The organism is Microvirga sp. jy35, assembly GCF_056148915.1.
The window spans coordinates 26403-43241 of the sequence record NZ_JBWBEW010000043.1 but is presented as its reverse complement, the minus strand read 5'-3'; the positions used below and the strand labels follow the sequence as shown (position 1 = coordinate 43241).

Below are 16839 nucleotides of genomic sequence, written 5' to 3'. Positions count from 1 at the left end.
CGCTTGAACAGAGACAACAGGGCGGCTCCTCGACTGGCCGCTTTCCTCTAAACTGCCAAGGTTAATGCAACGGCGCCCCAGAACCTGCACGAGCTGAACCAGTGCTCCGGCCGGTACGCCAACCCTGATGGTGCGCTCCTGCGCTCCGGCCGGGCCCACGCAGAAGAGGGCGGTGACCACGAGAGCCAAGACGGTCCGGTACAGTGCCATCAAACCTCCGCCGCGCTTGATAGCGGTCATAATGACAACAGGCTGGATCGGCACTGGTTCATCTGATGCGCCGAGGGCAATCCCCGTTCAGCCCGTCCCTTGCGAGGAGGCAGACGCAGGCACGATGTCGGCCTCACGCACCACGCGCTGGATCGGCCCAGTCGCGGCCTTGATCCGGTAGAGTGGCTCGTCGTCAGGTCCGGAGGGCAGAAGGCGCAGGATCTCGTAGATCCCGGTGTTGTCGAGAAGCCGTTCCCTTGGCCGCACAAGCTGGCCAACTCCGAATCTGTGAGTCATGGCGTCTGCTCCTCGTCCCTGTGTGCGGCTCTTCTGAATGGCCGGCCCAATGCTGAACCAATCGCGTCGCTTGGCTTGACGTTCCAGCGCATGCCGCACCAAGGGTCGGGCTTTTCATGATCACACTCAATCCTGGCTCCGTTCAACAATCCAGGAGCAACTCTGCTGCTCGTCGGAATTGCGCGTTAGGCTTGTGAGGTCCATGAGTGCCATGGCATCCCTTCGAGGGGCAGGTCAGGAGAAGGTTGATGCTGAATTGGCTTCTTGGCCCTGAGATCAGCAGGACCGCACAATCCGCATGGGTCCCGGAGATGATCGATCGCGTAGGCCGACACGTGGAGGATCAGGTGTTCGCCATCACGGGACGGCGCGGGGCGCTCCTCCCGTCGCACAGCAGCATGACGGATCTGCTGATCGGAGCCTATATTGTGGGCGCCCTCGAGGGCTACGCCCGCACTATTCCTGAGATCCAGAATATGGGCGAACAGGGGAACACCCGTGAACTCCTCCAGGGTGCAGCCACCGAGGTGTGCTCGCGAGTGTTCGGTCCGGAGTGGGTGCGATGGGTCCGCTATCAACTTCCTCAATGGGATGGACCGCCGGCATATCACCCCACCTTCCGGCGGGAGCTTTCCAGCATGTGCTGTCGTGGTGCCCACGACGGCCGATGCCTGGCTTCCAATGATCCCCTCAGCTTTGCCAAGGCCGGCAGCCTGCTTGCCTTCCTGCTCGAGATGATGGAGCCACAAGTGCAATGATGCGTCGCCTGCTGGACGCCCAGTGGACCGCAGCGCAAGGGGCGGACGCGATCATCTATCCCAAAGCATAAGCTCTCGCACTCAGGACGCGCGAGCCTGTCAGGTGCTGGTATGCGGCGTCCGTCAGAGCTTTGTGCCGGTGATCTGGAAGGGAGCGGAACGCACCTTCCACTCCGCCTCTTCGGCGGCGACGGTCACTACGAAACGCTCCTGACCTGTGCTCCAGTCAGGAATTCGCACGCTTGCCTGGAGGGTTCCATCCGCGCTCGTCCTGGCTTGCTGGAGAACCTCGTAGGCGGTCCGAGGGGCGCCACCGCCGATGACCACCGCAGTGTCGGCGGGAAGACCCTTGGCGGAGACGGTCACCGTCATGCCGACCGTGCCATTTCCAGGCGCGAGCGCGACCTCGGCCTTGCTCACGTCGACGTTCGTGGAACTGATGCGGTCACCGATGCCGCCGAGCCGCTGACGCAGGTCCGGGTTCTTGTCGAGGAGGTTGTCCACGGACGAGGTGAGATCCTGCGCCATTCCACTCAGCGCGCTGCCGGCCTCGCGGGCGAGCGATCCCAGTCGCTCGGTTGTCGGCTGGGCTGTCGAGGCTGTGAGCTTCAGCTCCCGGCCAACGCGAAGGTCGTCGGATCCCTCAACCGCCGGGTTCGCCCGCAGGATGGCGGCTTCCGTCATATCGCAGCGAGCGGCGATGCTGCTGACGGTGTCTGATCGGCTTACCCGGGTCGCATCGCCACAAGGGGAGGAAGGCTGTGCCCAAATGGGGCCGGAGCCGAGAAGTGCCAGGGCAACGGAGCCATAAATGTAATGCCGAGCGCTCATGGAGGTATCCTTGTGTTCGGTTTCCGGCTGCTTGGATGACCTCGACGAGGTTGTGCTCGAAAGGCCTGCAACGTGTCAGAACACTTGGACAGATAACTGGTCTCGGTTGAATTCGTTGCCGGACCGCAGGGACAACTTGATGAGACGAATTGGACCACTGCATAGGTAGACCTGCCACACTCACTTGGGATTTGCGACGGAGGTTGATCTACCTTGGTGGACCAGCTCTCGGGCATGGTCAGAACCGGGAAGCGGCTCTGCCTGCGGTGCCCGGACCAATTGAGGGGTTGCTGCCACACGAATGTAAGTGATTAAGATCTGACACCCGGTACCCGACAGATGCTGCTTGCCTCAGGTTCAATGCGACTGTTCAAGTACTTCCAGTGGGTCTCTCGTGAGTGCCGCCTGCGCTTTCGAGAATGAGCCGTATTGTCTCCTCTGGCTGGTCCCACATTGGGAAATGGCCACACTTGTCGAACCAGTGCAGTTTGGCGGTCGGAAACGCCTCCTGCGCACGGGCTGCTTGGCGCGGCAGACACAGGCGATCCTGCCGGCCCCAGCCGATTATCACCGGACCGGGACCGGGTGCGGCTGGTCCTTGCTGCTCCGGCCCCTTGGCCAAGTCTTGAACCAGAGCGTCGAAGGTGGGCGTCGCCGCATAGCTCTTCAACTCGGTCGCAACAAGCTCGGGAGCAAGGGCCCACGGTCGCGCAGAGAGCTGCGCCAAGAGAGCGGTCCGTGCCGCCACGTTGCGCGACAGCATAGGCAGGGTAGGCCCAAGACCACGGACCAACCGAATGGATGCTCCGATGGTTGTGCGAAAGAACGTTCGCTCCCATCCGCGCCAAAACCCTCCCGGATCGAGGGCAACGACCGCGCCAACGCTGCGCCGGCGAGCTAACTCCAGCACAAGCCGCGCTCCCATCGAACTCCCGACGGCATCGGCTCCCGAAAGCCCCTGTTCGGCAATGAAGGCATCAACACTGTCGGCAAGGCCCATGAAGGTGCCGCTACCGGCTGCCGCGGGCGTGCCGCCGTGACCGGGCAGATCGATAGCGATCACTTCACGCTTTTCAGCAAGGGCAAGAAGGATGGTGCTCCAAGACCGCCAGCTACCCCCCAGGCCGTGAACGAGGAGCAGGGGCTGCCCCTGTCCCCGACGAACAACATGCATCATTCACCGCCTCCGTGCAGTTCGGCGCGGAGTAGGGGATGAGCGGAGACGATTGCCTTGCCTGTGGCCACCTGATCGGATCCTTCACGTTTGGAAAGGCACTCGTGGACACCAACGCCCTAGCCTGGCTTTTGGTGCAGCGTTGTTGGTGAGGCCTCCCGCGGTATAGCCATCGAACGGACCAGTTAGCGGAATCTATCCCAATCAGCCGCCCGACACTGGGGCACCAAGCGTTAGGATATGTCCTCAGGTTCTTGCCTGAAGGCCGTGGATTCAAGACATGAGCCGGCTTCTGTGTCGGTCACTGCCGCCGGCGGTCCGTCCGCATCGCGTCTTCCTGCTGCTCGGGTTCTCCCGCACCATCAACAGTGACCTCGTTCAGATGACGGGGGGCAGGCGGTCTGTCGCCTGCGGGCCACCCCTCGCGCTGACGCGTGCGGTCCCCATCGGCCTCCTCGGTCTGATCGTGCAGGAGCACCACGTTGGTCGGAAACGGCAAGTCGATGCCGGCATGACCCAGCGCCTGCTGAACGGCCTGGATCACGCGTCCGCGCACATGCACCACCTCGGCGCGTTGCGGCCGGGTCCACCAGCGCACCTTGATGTTGACGCTGGACCCAGCCAGCTCCCACGGGATGGCTTCCGGCGCGGGCTGATCGGAGACGCCCGGCACTCCGTTCAGGGTGCCGCGGATCACCTCGCAGGCTTTCCCCACATCGTCACCGTACCCGATCCCGACGTCGTACTCGCTGCGGCTCTGCTCGAATGCCGTGTTGACGGTGACGGACTCGGTGTAGACGCTGCTGTTGGGGATGATCACCCGCTTGCCATCATAGGTCCTGATCAGGGTTGCCCGTGCCTCGATGCGCTCGACTGTTCCCTCATGCTTGCCGACCACGATCTGATCCCCCTGGCGGAAGGGCTGCCGCAAGAGCAGCAGAAGGCCAGCAAGCCAGTTTTGCAGGATGTCCTTGAATGCGAAACCAATGGCGATGGAACCGACACCCAAGGTGGCCAGGACATCGGCGGGCTTGACCGACGGGAACACGATGGTCGCAACGACCAGAAGGCCGAGCACGATGATCGACCAGCGCGCGGAGCCGGCGAGCAGGGTGGCAAGGTCCGGGCGACCACGGTAGTTGAAAAACCGGGATACGGCGATGCGGGCCAACCAGGCAATCGCCAGGAAGATCAGGAAGACCATCAGGGCAATGCCGAGGTTGGGCAGGATCCACCAAAAGCCCGTGATGAAACCCTCGATCCGCTCCAGCGTGATGCTTGCATCAGTCTCCATCATGTAGGCTCCTGGTTCAGCGCATCCGCTGACTGGCGGAACGTGTGCCACGCGACAGGTGTTCCGGCGAAGATCTCCGCCGGAAGCTGCATCGGAGGGGTCGAGACGAAGGAGTGTGGCTATCGTGGGCTATTCCGGTGTCCCTGATCGGCAGGCGCCAACCCGCTCCGAGCAGGTTATGGCTGCCGCACGCTCGCCAGGGTAGTCTTGGCCGCTTCGTGATCGGTGCCCTTGATAACTGCGATGGTGCCGTCCGTCTCCAGCACAACGGCGGCTGCCTGGCTCGCGTCCATCACGCCATTGGAGCGTAGCGCCGCCATCACCTCGTCCCGCGTCATCCGCTGCGCCCGCATGGCCCCATCGAGAAACTCGCCTTGGTGCATGATCAGGGTGGGCTCGCTCTTGACTAGATCCCGGAACCCGGCTGATCGAACCGAAAGCCAGGTGATCATGAACTGGAGAAACACCAGCAGCACCATCGCCAGAACGCCCTCCGCCAGTGCCACGTCCTTGCTCAGCAGGACCGTGGCAAGGGTGGAGCCGAGCGCAACCGTGACCACCAGGTCAAAGGCATTCAGCTTGGTGAGCGTGCGCTTTCCCGAAATGCGCAGGATGGCGACAAGGGCGACATAGGCGAATGTCCCGACCAGGAGCACACGTCCCAATCCGGTCCAGGAGTCAAAGAACATGGATGCTTCCTTCCTTGGGACGGGGCGCGGTGGCAACCCTGGCCTGCTCGATCCGGCGCAGAACCGCCGTGCGGTCGCTGGGGGCGAGGTGCGCCTCCGTGGTCGTCTCTGCCAGCTTGCCGAGCTGTCGGGACACTGCCTCTCGAGCTTCCTCGGCGTGGAGAACCGGCGCGAGCTGGCCTAGGACGTCCGCAATGCGGATCAGGATGGCAGGGATTTCCTGTCCGGCCTGCCGGATGGCATCGAAGGCAGCGTCGGCAAGGCCCTGCACATCGGACCGCTGGGCAATCACCCGCACCTTGCCCTCCTTGTCGCGCCAGACAGCCTGCTGGAGCGAGCGCATGAAGATCTCCTCCAGGGCGGCGGCGATCCGGTCAATCACGGCAATGGCGGTGAAGGGGTCGTTGATGCCGGGGGACAGGGCCCTCAGGGCAATCTCTACAAGCTGGCGCAGGCCGAACTCGAGATCCTGCGCCGAGTTGCGCTCCTGCCCAACTACAAAGGCGGCCCTGATGGCCCGCACGGCTTCTTGACCAAGAGGACGCCCTGCATGGACGACCACATGCTCGCCGTTCTTCAGCACGAAGTGGCCGGCGCGCACCTTCACGTCAAAAAGCGCGTCCTCGTGGCAGGCCAGCGTGACAAGCCTGTCGTAGTCGATCACCTGGATGTAGCCGCTTCGGTCCAACGAGACAGCTCCGGCCCTGGGCCTTGTCAGGTCCGGGATCGCACGCTCCGTCTCGTTAAGCTCGGCTGACAGCATGCTGCGGATGTCGTTGTGCAGGTCACCGGCCACCCGCGCGACGATGCTGTCGGCGATGATCGCACGGGCGATCTTGTGCACGTAGAACAGCAGGGCAAACAGGCAGACGCCCGTCAGGACGCTGCCGATCGTCACCGCAACGTGCGGTACCCCTTCGACCCCAAGGGTCCCGTCGAGGCTGCGCAGTACGACCAGGACGTAGAGGATGGTGCCGATGAAGAGCCCCAGGACGGTCTGAATCTGCCGGTCGCCCATGAAGGTCGAGATCAAGCGGGGCCCAAGCTGGTTGGCCGCGAGGGTCAGGATGACGAAGGTGACCGAGACGACAAGCGAGGTCATTGTCATCAGGCCTGAGAGCAGGCTGGACATGAGATCGCGCGCGCTGCTGGCGTCTCCGCCGTAGAGCCACCAGAAGCCGCCGGCATCCCGGACTTCGAGAAACGAGGCTTCTGACGTGAGGATCCAGTAGGCCAGGCTCAGCGCAAGTGCACTGAGGACCAGGGGGATGATCCAGAGCTGACCGCGCAGGAGAACGATGACATTCCGGAGACGATCCATGAACGGTCAACCTCAGACGCCTGCATGGGATCCATCAGGGCCGCGTCAGTGCCCTGCCCTGAGACATACAGGAGGCGCTGTCAGGTAGCGCTTGGTCTTGGCGCACAACGGAAGAGGTCCAGTCCCGGAACCGATCCAACCGTCGCAGCATAGTGTCAGGGACGAGCCAAAACTGTATCGAGGGCAGATGTCTAAGCGGCTCCTTGCCACGTGGGATGTGGTGCGCACCAGCCTGTGGCTGGTTCCTTCCATCATGATCGTCCTGGGGATCGGCCTTGCCGTCGCCATGCTCCGCATCGATGCCGGGCACGGCTCCGAGGACAATGTCCGGGCGTGGTGGATCAACAGCGGCGATGGCGAAGACGCCCGCAGCCTTCTCTCCACCTTGCTCTCCGCGATCATCACGATGGCCAGCATGGCCTTTTCGGTAACCGTTGTTGCGCTAACCTTGGCTGCAAACTCCTATGGCTCGCGTCTGATCCGCATCTTCCGGTCAGATCTGCGCACGCAGGTTGTGCTCGGCACCTTCGCCATGACCATCTTTTACTGCCTGATCGTGCTGCGGTCGATCCATGGCAAGGCGCCGATACCGGAGGTGCCGCACGTATCCGTGACTGTGGGCACCGCCCTGGCACTCATCTGCGTGTTGGCCCTGCTGGCCTTTATTCAGGGCGTGGCCCGCTCCATTGTCGCTGATGAGGTCGTGCGAAGGGTCCGTCGCGAGGTCGATACGGCTATCGTCAAGCTTCCCCACCTCGCCGACACCACAGTTCCGGAGCATGGTCCAAGTGACCTCCCGAACGGCTTTGAGGAGCAGGCGGAGCGGATCGCATTGCCTTATGAGGGGTACGTGCAAGTCGTTGACTACGACGAACTGGCCGCCTGGGCCGAGCAGCGCGACCTAGTTGTGCGCCTGGACTTTCGGGCCGGGGACTTCATTGTGAATGGTGATCGACGTGTCTTGATCCACCCGCCCACCGGCAACCCCAAAAAAACCAGGAAGGAAATCGGGAACTTCATCGTCAGCGGAGACGAGCGTACGCCCACGCAGGACCTGGAGTTCGCAATTCGCCACCTGGTGGAGGTGGCATTGCGGGCATTGTCGCCCGGGATCAATGATCCATTCACGGCTACGGTCGTGATTGATCGGTTGCGCGGGGTCCTGTCGCGGATGATGGAGCGCGCCCTTCCTTCTGAGACAATCCGGGACCGTTCAGCTCGGGTGCGGGTGTATCGTCAGGTTACGACCTATGACGGCGTTCTTGACGCAGCGATCCACCAGATTCGGCAAGCTGGATCGGCCAAGCCCGAGATCCTGATCCATCTGCTGGAGGCCATCCGCCGGATTGCCGAACACGCGCGCCTGGATGAGCAGCGGGGTGCATTGGCTCGCCATGCGCACCTGGTCCGAGCAGCCGGGCAGCGTGACGTGCCTGAGCCTGCCGACCGGGAAGACATCGAGCAAAGCTTTCACAGGGCAATCAGGGCTTGTAAGGAGGCTTCTGTAAGATAGTCCCGCTGGTGAGCCTAGCTGAGCCGAACCGCTACGGACGCCTGCTTGGGGCGGTGCCCGGCATGCATTATTGTCGTCCTGCCGACGTCCTAAGGCAGGAGGGGCACCGGGTTCCATATCCCTCACGAGACTATGTAAGGCCCTCCAATCGATGACAGGGACACGGCACCGATCGAATTCAATCAACCGCCTGCGTCCACTTATGGTGTGATGTCCAACCGCCCGAGTGTATCGCGGTGCCGGACCTGTTCGCCAACAATGATGGTTGTCCCCTGCAATCTTCAGGGAACCCGTGATGGCAGATGATCCTCAACGTCACGCATCAGCAGCAAGCGAGAACGAGCGCTGGAGTGCTTTGGCGGAGCTTGATGAATGGCTGCGCACCCCCATGCTGGTGCTCAGCTTTCTGTGGCTCCTGCTTGTTGTGGTGGAACTGGTCTGGGGGACCTTCGACGCCCTGGAGACATTCGGCACGGCGATTTGGATTGCTTTTCTGCTCGAGTTCGCCGTTCGCTTTACGCTCGCGCCCGAGAAGCTAGCGTTCCTCCGCCAGAACTGGCTGACGGTCGTAGCCCTGGTTGTGCCCGCTTTCCGGCTCTTTCGGGCGTTTCGCATTCTGCGGGTCGCCCGTGCCGCTCGTGGCTTCCGGCTGGTCCGCATTGTCGGAACGGCAAACCGGGGCATGAATGCCCTTCGTGCCAGCTTGAGCTGTCGGGGGCTCGGCTATGTCACAGGCTTGACCGTGCTGGTTGCCCTCCTGGGAGCCGGTGGCATGCTCGCGTTCGAGCCAGCATCCCAGGTAAATGGCGGGTTCGACAGCTATGCCGATGCCCTGTGGTGGACCGGGATGCTATTGGCTACCATGGGGTCCGAGTTCTGGCCGAAGACCCCGGAGGGGCGCATCCTGTGCTTCCTGCTCGCGCTCTACGGCTTTGCCGTGTTCGGCTACATCACCGCGAGCTTCGCGTCCTTCTTTGTCGGACGTGACGCGGCCTCCGAGGAGGGCGAGGTGGCGGGGACAAGGGAGATTGCCGCTCTGCGGGCTGAGATCGCCGCTCTGCGCCGGGACCTCCAGACCGGGGTGCAGACTTCCGACCTCTCCCCGAACTAGGAGCTGCGGCAGGTGCTTTCCGTCTTTGACCTCATTGCCGTCCTGCTCGTGCTGACCGCCACCTTCGGCTGGCTCAACCATGTCGTCATACGGCTGCCTCATACCATCGGCCTGCTGGTTATGGGGCTTGCCGCCTCTCTGTTCCTGATCGGAGTCGAGATCGCCCGGCCGGAGGTGCACCTCTACGAGGACTTGGCGGTCCTTTTGCGCCAGGTTGACTTCAGGGCCACCGTACTCAACGGGCTCCTGGCCTTTCTGTTGTTTGCAGGCGCTCTTCATGTCGATCTCTCGCTGCTGAGGCGGCGCGCCTGGCCCATCGGGGTCATGGCAACAGCCGGCGTGGCGATCTCAATCGCGGTCATCGGTGTTGGCTTGTGGTGGATGTCCGATGTGCTTGGGGTTCCGCTGCCCCTTCCCTGGGCACTCGTATTCGGCGCCTTGATCAGTCCCACCGACCCTGTTGCCGTCCTCAGTACGCTCAAGTCCGTGAAGGTGCCGGAGACACTCGAGGCCGATATGTCAGGCGAATCCCTGTTCAACGACGGGGTCGGCGTGGTGGTCTTCACGGTCCTGCTCGCCATCGCGTCCGGAGGGGGAGAGGGCGGTGCCAGACCCGGACATATTGCCGAGCTCTTCTTCGTTGAAGCGCTTGGTGGCGCGGCCCTCGGGTTTGCAACGGGATATGTCGCCTACCGCTCGATCCGCGTGATCGACAACTATCCTCTGGAAACCCTGATATCCCTGGCGGTCGCCGCCGGCACCTATGCGGCGGCCGCGAGGTTTAACATGAGCGGTCCGATCGCGGTCGTCGTGGCCGGCATCCTGATCGGCAACCGCGGCCCGCAGGATGCCATGAGCGATCTAACCCAGCGCTATGTGTTCGGCTTCTGGCAACTCGTGGACGAGATCCTGAACTCCGTGCTGTTTCTGCTGATCGGCCTTGAGGTTCTGGTCCTTGGCTTCGATCCTGCATTCGCCTGGCTCAGCCTCGCCAGCATTCCCCTTGCGCTCATTGCCCGCTTCCTGGCCGTGGCGCTTCCGGTCATGGCGCTGCGAACGCGGCAGAAGTTCGCGCCTGGGACGATTCCGGTTCTGACCTGGGGCGGCTTGCGCGGCGGGATCTCCATTGCGCTGGCATTGTCCCTGCCCGACGTTGCCGAAAAGCCTGCTTTGCTGGCCGCAACCTATGCCGTGGTCGTCTTCACAATCGTTGTCCAGGGTCTTAGCCTGCGCTCCTTGGTGAAACGGGTGACTTGAAACACGCTTGGAGAACTTCATGACACATCCGGTCCTTGAGCCTCTGGGCGCGTATCGCGCTTACCCTCCGGAGGAGATGATCGAGCGGGCACGGATCTTCTACGAGGACATCAGGCGCAGGAGGACGGTGCGGGACTTCTCCGACAAACCCGTGCCGCGGGAGGTGATCGAGTATGCTCTGCTGGCTGCCGGCACGGCGCCGTCTGGCGCCAATCTCCAGCCCTGGCATTTTACCGTGATCACAGATCCGAACATGAAAAGGCGCATCCGGGAGGAGGCCGAGGCCGAGGAGCACGCGTTCTACAACGGCCGTGCGCCGCAGGAGTGGCTCGATGCACTGGCGCCGCTTGGCACGGATGCAAACAAGCCCTTCGTCGAGACGGCTCCCGTGCTGATCGCCATCTTCGGGCAGCGCTCGAGTGAGGGGCCTGGCGGACGCAAGGTCAAGAACTACTACGTGCCGGAGTCGGTGGGGATCGCCACAGGCTTCCTGATCACCTCCCTGCATGCGGCAGGCTTGGTCACACTGACCCACACTCCTAGTCCGATGGGCTTTCTCAACGAGATCTGCCACCGCCCGGAGATCGAGAAGCCTTACATACTTCTGGTCGTCGGCTACCCGGCGGAGGACTGCTCGGTGCCCGTTCACGGGGGAATCAAAAAGCCGCTCGAGAAGATCGCCTCCTGGCTGTAAACGGGGTTCAGGGAATGGTGTCCTCAACGTAGGTAAAGGTCAGCCCCAGGCCTTGGAGCGCAATACCTCGCTGCTGGGCTGGTCAGGAAGTCGACGTATGCATTGCAATGTTCGGGCTTGATCTTCCCGCCAAGGACAGGCAAAAACCCAAAAGCAAGTAAGGACCCGGTGCAACTCCGGGTGGCTCTTCCGGCCGCCAATCCGCCGGACCATCCAGCAAACAAGCCCTCCGGCAGCGCCTTCATCCCACGGGCCCTGCATTCCTGTGCTTTCTGGAACCCCATGACCTTTATCGAAAACCTCCGCCGTGAGTGGCTTTCCAACATCCGTGGCGACGTGCTCGCCGGGATTGTCGTCGCCCTTGCCCTGATCCCGGAAGCGATCGGCTTCTCCATCATCGCGGGCGTTGATCCGAAGGTGGCCCTGTACGCCTCCTTCTCTATTGCCGTGATCATCTCAATCACGGGCGGCCGCCCCGGCATGATCTCGGCGGCAACCGCTGCAACCGCCGTTCTCATGATCAGCCTCGTGCGGGATCACGGCCTTGAGTACCTCCTGGCAGCGACGATCCTCGCTGGGGTCATTCAAGTGCTGGCGGGGCTGTGCCGGCTTGGCTACGTGATGCGCTTTGTCTCACGTTCCGTCATGACAGGCTTTGTCAATGCGCTTGCCATCATGATCTTCATGGCACAGTTGCCCGAGCTGATCGGTATGCCATGGCAGACCTACGCCATGATCGCCGCAGGCCTTGCGATCATCTATCTCTTCCCGCGCCTCACCAAGGCCATTCCCTCGCCGCTCGTCTGCATCGTCGTGCTGACGGCACTCACGGTCTTCTTGGACATTGACGTGCGCACTGTGGGTGACCGCGGAGCCCTGCCGGACAGCCTGCCGGTGTTCCTGATCCCCAACATCCCCTTCACGCTGGAGACGCTCTGGATCATCCTTCCCTATTCCATCAGCGTGGCCGCCGTGGGCCTGCTGGAGAGCCTATTGACGGCTGCTATCGTTGATCAGATGACGGACACCGCCAGCGATAAGAACCGGGAGGCCATCGGGCAGGGCATCGCCAATTTCTGCACCGGCTTCATCGGCGGCATGGCGGGTTGCGCCATGATCGGGCAGTCGGTCATCAACGTGAAGTCCGGTGGGCGTGGGCGTCTGTCGACCTTCGTGGCCGGTGCGTTCCTGCTGTTCCTGCTTCTCGTCCTCGGCGATCTGGTACGCATCATTCCGATGCCGGCGCTGGTGGCTATTATGATCATGGTCTCGATTGGCACCTTTAGTTGGTCGTCCCTCAACGACCTGCGCAAGCACCCCCGGCGCTCGAGCATCGTCATGCTGGCGACCGTATTCACAGTGGTGGGGACCCACAATCTGGCCCTTGGGGTTGGAGTCGGCGTCCTGCTCTCCGGCATCTTCTTCGCCTGGAAGGTTGCGCAGATCTTCCGGGTCACCTCATCACTGACGGCTGACGGCCATGAACGGGTTTACCTCGTCGAGGGGCAGCTCTTCTTTGCTTCGGCGGACGATTTCATGGCGGCCTTCGATTTCAAGGAGCCCCTGAAGAGGGTGCGCATTGACGTCAGCCGGGCGCACATCTGGGACCTAACTGGCGTCAATGCTGTTGATCGTGCTGTCCTTAAGTTCCGCCGCGAGGGCGCTGAGGTCGAGGTGGTCGGCCTGAACGAGGCCAGCACGACCATCATGGACAAGCTGGCTGCCCACAATGATCCAAAGGCTATGGAGAAGGTCTTCGGCCACTGAGACATTGACGCGCGGGAACATGGCCCGCCCGTTGCCAAAACAACTGTACTGATTGGGCCTGCGTTCCGGACGCCGGAGGCAGCGCCGGGCGCTTGCGCCGTTCAACAAACCAGGAGCAACCCTGCTGCTCGCCAGGTGCGACACCTTCAGTACGCGATGCGGATGCAACATTCCGCGATGCCGCGAGATACGGCAGGATTATTCGGCCTTGGTCCGGAGTACCGCCTCGTCCTCCGGCAAGGCCACATCGGTCTGGAGCCTGTAGCCGACCCCCGTCTCCGTGAGGATGTGCCGGGGCTGGTCGGGCCGCTCCTCCAGCTTCTGACGAAGCTGGCGCACATAGATCCGCAGGTACTGCACGTCCACCTTCGGTCCCCACACCTCCTGCATGATCATGCGGTGGGTCAGCACCTGGCCGGCGTGGAGAACGAGCAGGCGCAGGATGTCCCATTCCTTGTTGGAGAGCTTCACCTCCACCCCGCGCACCGTCACGCGCCGGCGGGTGAGGTCGACGGCCAGGTCGCCGTGGGTGAACAGGGGCTCAGCCCCCTGGCGCTGGACCCGGTGGCGCAAGGCCGTGCGGATGCGGGCGACGAGCTCGCCCATACCGAATGGCTTGGTCACGAAATCGTCCGCGCCGAGGTCGAGCGCGTCCACCTTCGCGGCCTCCTCGCCGCGGCTCGACAGGACGATAATCGCGACCCTCGATCCTGCGATCCTGAGCTGCCGGATCACCTCCAGCCCGTCATGGTCCGGCAGGCCCAGATCGAGGAGCACGACCTCGGGCGCTTCGCGGGCGACGATGTCGAGCGCGGACCGGGCGGTCCCGGCCTCCAGGATGCGATAGCCGTGGACCGCGAGACTGGTGCGGAGCAGTCGCCGGATCGGCGGCTCGTCGTCCACGATGAGGAGGGGAATGGTGCCGTGGACGGTCATTCGGCGGCATCCTCCCAGGGCTGGGCGGTGAAGACGGACTCCGGAAACGTGATGGTGAACACCGCCCCGGATCCGTCGATCCGGTTGGCCGCCTTGATCGTCCCGCCAAGAACTTGGACGAAGCCGCGGCAGATGGACAACCCGAGACCGGTTCCGGCCCGCTGCCGATCACCCTTGTTCACGCGGTGGAACATCTCGAACACCCGCTCCAGGTCCTCGGGAGGAATGCCTAGTCCCTCGTCGCTGACGGTGATCTCTACCATTCGTCCGTCGCCAGCAGCGCCGATCGCGATGGTTGAACCGGGCAGGGCATACTTGGCGGCGTTGTCCAGGAGGTTGACCAGCACCTGCTCGAACAGCACGACGTCCAGGTCGAGCATGGGAAGTCCGGCAGGTAGATCGACCGCCACCCAGTGTTCGCCGAGCACATCCTGCATGCGCTGCAAGGCCGCGCCGACAGCCTCGTTCAGATCGACGGGCTCCCGCTTCAGTTCGATTCCACCAGCCCTGAGGCGGGTCATGTCGAGAAGGTTGGCGACGAAACGGGACAGGCGCTCGGACTCGCCCTGGATCGTGGCGGCGAGTTCCTCGCGGGCAGCCGCATCGTAGAGTTCGCCGTACTGGCGCAGGGACGTGGCCGCGCCGGTGATGGACGCCAGCGGTGTCTTCAGGTCATGCGAGAGCGAACTCAGCAGGGCCGAGCGCAGCCGCTCGGTCTCCGTGGCAAGGCGTGCCGCATCCATCTCCGCGGCCAGCCGGACGCGTTCGATTGCGACGGCAGCCTGGTCGACGAGCGCCGCCAGCAACCGCTCCTCGTCGGGGGTCAGCGGTACTCCGGTCCGGCTGACGCCGATCGCGCCCACCGGACCGTGGCTGGTGCGCAGGGGCAGGAATCGGTGTTGCGCGGTGAGCAACGCCTCGGTGCCCCGTGCCGCCCTGTCCTCGTCGCTGTCCATTCGGGCAGCGTCCGCGTCGGTCCCGTCGACCTGACCACTCGGCGGGTAAGCGGCCTTGATGTCGAGCCTGCCATCGCCGTCGGGGAGCAGGATCACCACGTCCAGTCGCAGCATTGAGCCGATCTCCTGCCCCGTCGCCCAGAGCAGGTCGTCGAGCGTAACGATCCCGGCGATCTCGCGGCTGAAGGCGTAAAGCGCCTCCGTCGTCGCGGCCCGGCTCGCTGCGGCGAGCGCTGCCTCCCGCGCCCGAGAGGCGAGATGGCTCGTGATGACCGCCACGATGAGGAAGAAAAACACGGTGGCGATGTTGGCCGGGTCGGCCACTGCGAGGCCGAAGGCGGGAGGGAAGAAGAAGAAGTTGTAGGCGAGCGCACTGAGAAGGCAGGCCGCCAGGGATGGCCAGAACCCATAGCGGATCGCGATGGCGATGATGGGGAGCAGGAACACCAGGTCGACGTTCTCGATTCCCGTGACCGGGGCGAGGACGAAGGCGACGGCAAGGGCCACCGCAATCGCCACGGCGGTCACGGCGAAGGGCCAGGGGGCGAGGGATCCGCTAGGAACCAAGGTCCCGATCCAGTTCCTGCGCCTCCAACCCTGGTTATCCTGCTCTCCGCCGTCGGTCATAGCCTCTCCGATTCCAGCCGCGCCACCATGACGTCCATGACGGCGGAAGGCGAGGCATGTGCCCGCCGCGCGCATAGGAATGTCATATATGAAACGGCCAAAAGGCCGATTCCGCACGGCCCCAGTGCTGCAATCCCCGGACTTGTGGGGTAATCGGGCCCAATCTTTCCCGACAAGGAGATCCGATGCACGCCCTGACGCCGCGACCCCGCTCAGCCCTGCGGGCCCTCCTGAACAACGAAGCCTCCGGCGGCCTCGTCCTCATGGGAGCGGCGGCCCTGGCCTTGGTCATTGCCAACTCGCCCGTGAGCGGCGCGTACTTCGCGGCGCTGCACAGCTACGTGCTCGGCCTGTCGGTGCTGCACTGGGTCAACGATGCCTTGATGGCGGTGTTCTTCCTGCTGGTCGGGCTTGAGATCAAGCGCGAGATGCTCGACGGCCAGCTCTCCACCTGGCCGCGCCGCGCGCTGCCCGGGATCGCCGCCCTCGGCGGCATGATCGTGCCGGCCGTGATGTACCTCACCTTCAACAGCGGGCCGGACGGCCACCCGCGTGGCTGGGCGATCCCGTCGGCCACCGACATCGCCTTCGCGCTCGGCGTCCTGTCGCTGCTCGGGCCGCGGGTGCCGATCTCGCTCAAAGTCTTTCTCACGGCGCTGGCCATCCTCGACGACCTCGGGGCGGTGCTGATCATCGCAGTGTTCTACACCGGCGACCTCAACTTCTACGTCCTCGGTGGTGCGGCCTTCGTGCTGCTTCTCCTCAACGGGCTCAACCGGGCCGGCTTCACCGACCTGAAACCCTATCTGCTTCTCGGCGTCGTGCTCTGGGTCCTGACGCTGCTGTCCGGCATCCATGCGACATTGGCGGGTGTTGCCCTGGCGCTCACGATCCCCCTGCGAGCTTCCCCCGGAAGGCCCGAGGATGCGTCGTGCCCGCTGCATCGTCTCGAACACGCCCTCCAGCCCTGGGTGGCGTTCCTGATCGTGCCGATCTTCGGCTTTGCGAATGCCGGCGTCTCCTTTGCGGGGATGTCGTTCGGCGCCCTCCTGAATCCGGTACCGATCGGGGTAGCGCTCGGGCTGTTCGTCGGCAAACAGGTTGGGGTCTTCGCCTTCTCCTGGGTGGTCATCCGCCTGGACTGGGCGGACCTGCCGGCAAACGCCACCTGGGCGCAGTTCTACGGCGTCGCGCTGCTGTGCGGCGTTGGGTTCACCATGAGCCTGTTTATTGGGTTGCTCGCCTTCCCGGCCTCACCGGAGTTGCAGGATGCCACCAAGCTCGGCGTGCTGCTCGGCTCCGGCCTCTCAGCCTTGGCCGGCGCCGTGCTGCTGCGCATGGCAAGACAGGAGCGAGGCCTGAAGCATGCCTGACCATAACAGCGACAACGAACGGTCCGGCAAG

The 16839-nt window shown here is 63.6% G+C and carries 16 protein-coding genes and 1 other annotated feature; of the genes, 7 read left to right on the top strand and 9 right to left on the bottom strand.

Annotated features, from left to right (window positions below):
• Together AC0QTX_RS22960 and AC0QTX_RS22955 are read right to left on the bottom strand one after the other, a co-directional pair.
• Positions 1-210, bottom strand: a 210-nt coding sequence (locus AC0QTX_RS22960) for a hypothetical protein (RefSeq protein WP_474606133.1), incomplete at its 3' end; no start/stop codon positions are given.
• An 87-nt stretch (positions 211-297) separates the two neighbouring features.
• Complete coding sequence (locus AC0QTX_RS22955; RefSeq protein WP_474606132.1) at positions 298-507, bottom strand: hypothetical protein; 210 nt, start codon at positions 505-507, stop codon at positions 298-300.
• Between the two features lie 248 nt (positions 508-755).
• Here AC0QTX_RS22955 and AC0QTX_RS22950 point away from each other — a divergent pair, with 248 nt between their 5' ends.
• Positions 756-1265 (top strand): hypothetical protein, encoded by a 510-nt coding sequence (locus tag AC0QTX_RS22950; protein WP_474606131.1) that lies wholly within the window; start codon positions 756-758, stop codon positions 1263-1265.
• A 123-nt stretch (positions 1266-1388) separates the two neighbouring features.
• Here AC0QTX_RS22950 and AC0QTX_RS22945 read toward each other — a convergent pair whose 3' ends face one another.
• From AC0QTX_RS22945 to AC0QTX_RS22925, 5 genes are all read right to left on the bottom strand, one after another.
• Positions 1389-2096 carry a LysM peptidoglycan-binding domain-containing protein gene (locus AC0QTX_RS22945; protein ID WP_474606130.1) on the bottom strand — a complete coding sequence of 236 codons (708 nt, stop codon included), beginning with the start codon at positions 2094-2096 and terminating at the stop codon, positions 1389-1391.
• Positions 2097-2466: 370 nt separating this feature from the next.
• Positions 2467-3273, bottom strand: coding sequence for an alpha/beta fold hydrolase (locus AC0QTX_RS22940; RefSeq protein ID WP_474606129.1), 807 nt, complete (start codon positions 3271-3273; stop codon positions 2467-2469).
• Between the two features lie 298 nt (positions 3274-3571).
• The gene (locus AC0QTX_RS22935) at positions 3572-4567 is read right to left on the bottom strand and encodes a mechanosensitive ion channel family protein (RefSeq protein ID WP_474606128.1); all 996 of its coding nucleotides are present in this window, start codon (positions 4565-4567) and stop codon (positions 3572-3574) included.
• 173 nt (positions 4568-4740) lie between these two features.
• A complete protein-coding gene (locus tag AC0QTX_RS22930; protein WP_474606127.1) occupies positions 4741-5253 on the bottom strand; it encodes a DUF421 domain-containing protein in 513 nt (170 codons plus the stop codon).
• Complete coding sequence (locus tag AC0QTX_RS22925; RefSeq protein WP_474606126.1) at positions 5243-6574, bottom strand: DUF2254 domain-containing protein; 1332 nt, start codon at positions 6572-6574, stop codon at positions 5243-5245. The genes AC0QTX_RS22930 and AC0QTX_RS22925 overlap by 11 nt, the downstream gene beginning before the upstream one ends.
• 220 nt (positions 6575-6794) lie before the next feature.
• On the opposite strand from AC0QTX_RS22925, the gene AC0QTX_RS22920 reads away from it, so the two are divergent.
• The 5 genes from AC0QTX_RS22920 to AC0QTX_RS22900 all read left to right on the top strand — a co-directional run bounded on the left by AC0QTX_RS22920 (position 6795) and on the right by AC0QTX_RS22900 (position 12916).
• Positions 6795-8087 (top strand): DUF2254 domain-containing protein, encoded by a 1293-nt coding sequence (locus AC0QTX_RS22920; protein WP_474606125.1) that lies wholly within the window; start codon positions 6795-6797, stop codon positions 8085-8087.
• 295 nt (positions 8088-8382) lie between these two features.
• Entirely contained in the window at positions 8383-9198 is an 816-nt protein-coding gene (locus tag AC0QTX_RS22915; RefSeq protein ID WP_474606124.1) for an ion transporter, read from the top strand.
• Between the two features lie 12 nt (positions 9199-9210).
• The gene (locus tag AC0QTX_RS22910; protein WP_474606123.1) at positions 9211-10455 is read left to right on the top strand and encodes a cation:proton antiporter; all 1245 of its coding nucleotides are present in this window, start codon (positions 9211-9213) and stop codon (positions 10453-10455) included.
• Positions 10456-10474: 19 nt separating this feature from the next.
• Positions 10475-11149, top strand: a complete 675-nt coding sequence (locus tag AC0QTX_RS22905; protein WP_474606122.1) for a nitroreductase family protein — start codon at positions 10475-10477, stop codon at positions 11147-11149.
• Between the two features lie 158 nt (positions 11150-11307).
• Positions 11308-11363, top strand: a sequence feature (sul1 is cis-regulatory element that is thought to sense ions involved in sulfur or methionine metabolism; They are found in Alphaproteobacteria).
• 68 nt (positions 11364-11431) lie between these two features.
• On the top strand, positions 11432-12916 hold the full coding sequence (locus tag AC0QTX_RS22900; RefSeq protein WP_474606121.1) for a SulP family inorganic anion transporter: 1485 nt from the start codon (positions 11432-11434) through the stop codon (positions 12914-12916).
• Between the two features lie 198 nt (positions 12917-13114).
• Here the strand turns inward: AC0QTX_RS22900 and AC0QTX_RS22895 are convergent, their stop codons facing one another.
• Together AC0QTX_RS22895 and AC0QTX_RS22890 are read right to left on the bottom strand one after the other, a co-directional pair.
• Positions 13115-13852 carry a response regulator gene (locus tag AC0QTX_RS22895; RefSeq protein WP_474606120.1) on the bottom strand — a complete coding sequence of 246 codons (738 nt, stop codon included), beginning with the start codon at positions 13850-13852 and terminating at the stop codon, positions 13115-13117.
• Positions 13849-15435, bottom strand: coding sequence for a DUF4118 domain-containing protein (locus AC0QTX_RS22890; protein ID WP_474606119.1), 1587 nt, complete (start codon positions 15433-15435; stop codon positions 13849-13851). The genes AC0QTX_RS22895 and AC0QTX_RS22890 overlap by 4 nt, the downstream gene beginning before the upstream one ends.
• Before the next feature lie 185 nt (positions 15436-15620).
• On the opposite strand from AC0QTX_RS22890, the gene nhaA reads away from it, so the two are divergent.
• Entirely contained in the window at positions 15621-16808 is a 1188-nt protein-coding gene (gene nhaA / locus AC0QTX_RS22885; protein WP_474606118.1) for a Na+/H+ antiporter NhaA, read from the top strand.
• The last annotated feature ends 31 nt before the right edge of the window (positions 16809-16839 follow it).

What these genes read in the sequence shown, in the direction of transcription:
- AC0QTX_RS22945 (WP_474606130.1), bottom strand. Translation starts at nt 2,096, where the DNA reads ATGAGCGCTCGGCATTACATTTATGGCTCCGTTGCCCTGGCACTTCTC.
- AC0QTX_RS22915 (WP_474606124.1), top strand. Translation starts at nt 8,383, where the DNA reads ATGGCAGATGATCCTCAACGTCACGCATCAGCAGCAAGCGAGAACGAG.
- AC0QTX_RS22955 (WP_474606132.1), bottom strand. Translation starts at nt 507, where the DNA reads ATGACTCACAGATTCGGAGTTGGCCAGCTTGTGCGGCCAAGGGAACGG.
- AC0QTX_RS22900 (WP_474606121.1), top strand. Translation starts at nt 11,432, where the DNA reads ATGACCTTTATCGAAAACCTCCGCCGTGAGTGGCTTTCCAACATCCGT.
- AC0QTX_RS22950 (WP_474606131.1), top strand. Translation starts at nt 756, where the DNA reads ATGCTGAATTGGCTTCTTGGCCCTGAGATCAGCAGGACCGCACAATCC.
- AC0QTX_RS22930 (WP_474606127.1), bottom strand. Translation starts at nt 5,253, where the DNA reads ATGTTCTTTGACTCCTGGACCGGATTGGGACGTGTGCTCCTGGTCGGG.
- nhaA (WP_474606118.1), top strand. Translation starts at nt 15,621, where the DNA reads ATGCACGCCCTGACGCCGCGACCCCGCTCAGCCCTGCGGGCCCTCCTG.
- AC0QTX_RS22940 (WP_474606129.1), bottom strand. Translation starts at nt 3,273, where the DNA reads ATGATGCATGTTGTTCGTCGGGGACAGGGGCAGCCCCTGCTCCTCGTT.
- AC0QTX_RS22905 (WP_474606122.1), top strand. Translation starts at nt 10,475, where the DNA reads ATGACACATCCGGTCCTTGAGCCTCTGGGCGCGTATCGCGCTTACCCT.
- AC0QTX_RS22935 (WP_474606128.1), bottom strand. Translation starts at nt 4,567, where the DNA reads ATGATGGAGACTGATGCAAGCATCACGCTGGAGCGGATCGAGGGTTTC.
- AC0QTX_RS22895 (WP_474606120.1), bottom strand. Translation starts at nt 13,852, where the DNA reads ATGACCGTCCACGGCACCATTCCCCTCCTCATCGTGGACGACGAGCCG.
- AC0QTX_RS22890 (WP_474606119.1), bottom strand. Translation starts at nt 15,435, where the DNA reads ATGACCGACGGCGGAGAGCAGGATAACCAGGGTTGGAGGCGCAGGAAC.
- AC0QTX_RS22925 (WP_474606126.1), bottom strand. Translation starts at nt 6,574, where the DNA reads ATGGATCGTCTCCGGAATGTCATCGTTCTCCTGCGCGGTCAGCTCTGG.